This is a genomic window from Arenibacter sp. 6A1 (genome assembly GCF_012272855.1).
Classification (GTDB): Bacteria; Bacteroidota; Bacteroidia; order Flavobacteriales; family Flavobacteriaceae; genus Arenibacter.
Genome location: NZ_JAAXCQ010000029.1, coordinates 1 through 1,029 on the forward strand (window position 1 = coordinate 1; position 1,029 = coordinate 1,029).

Annotated in this window: 1 pseudogene; it reads right to left on the reverse strand. The window is 56.8% G+C overall.

The features are described 5' to 3' along the window. Positions 1–947 (reverse strand): annotated as a pseudogene (locus tag HCG49_RS17810) (exosporium protein); the annotation flags it as partial. Positions 948–1,029 lie beyond the last annotated feature (82 nt).

The following is a 1,029-nucleotide window of genomic DNA, read 5'->3' on the forward strand; positions in this document are numbered from 1 at the left end:
GCTCCAGTTGCTCCGGTCTCGCCTTGAATCCCTTGTTCTCCTGTGGCACCAGTTGGACCAGTTGCCCCGGTTTCACCTTGGATTCCTCGTTCACCTGTTGCCCCAGTTGCTCCGGTTTCGCCTTGGATGCCTTGTGCACCTGTGGCTCCAGTTACTCCGGTTTCTCCTTGAATTCCTTGTTCGCCAGTCGCCCCTGTTGCTCCGGTTTCACCTTGAATACCTTGTTCGCCTGTTGCCCCAGTTGCTCCGGTTTCTCCTTGGATACCTTGTTCCCCTGTCGCCCCCGTGGCTCCAGTTTCACCTTGAACGCCTCGTTCACCTGTTGCCCCGGTAGCTCCTGTTTCTCCTTGTATACCTTGTTCGCCCTGTGCTCCAGTAGCTCCGGTTTCACCTTGAATTCCCTGTTCTCCAGTTGCACCCGTGGCTCCAGTTTCACCTTGGATACCTTGTTCACCAGTAGCCCCCGTAGCTCCGGTTTCTCCTTGTATACCTTGTTCTCCTGTGGCACCAGTTGGACCTGTTGCCCCGGTAGCTCCTTTTTCTCCTTGGATACCTTGTTCTCCATTGGCACCAGTAGCTCCAGTCTCACCTTGCATACCTTGATCACCTGTGGCGCCAGTTGCTCCGGTCTCGCCTTGAATTCCTTGTTCGCCCTGTGCTCCAGTGGCTCCGGTCTCGCCTTGAATCCCTTGTTCCCCAGTTGCTCCGGTCTCTCCTTGGATTCCTTGTTCACCTGTTGCACCCGTGGCTCCGGTCTCGCCTTGAATACCTTGATCACCTGTTGCCCCAGTGGCTCCGGTTCCTCCTTGGATACCTTGTTCTCCAGTCGCCCCTGTTGCTCCAGTTGCCCCCGTGGCTCCTGTTTCACCTTGTTCTCCCTGTGCTCCAGTTTCTCCCTGGATTCCTCGTTCACCTGTTGCCCCAGTGGCCCCGGTCTCTCCTTGGATTCCTTGTTCACCTGTTGCACCCGTGGCACCAGTAACTCCGGTCTCACCTTGAACACCTTGTTCCCCTGTCGCCCCCGTAGCT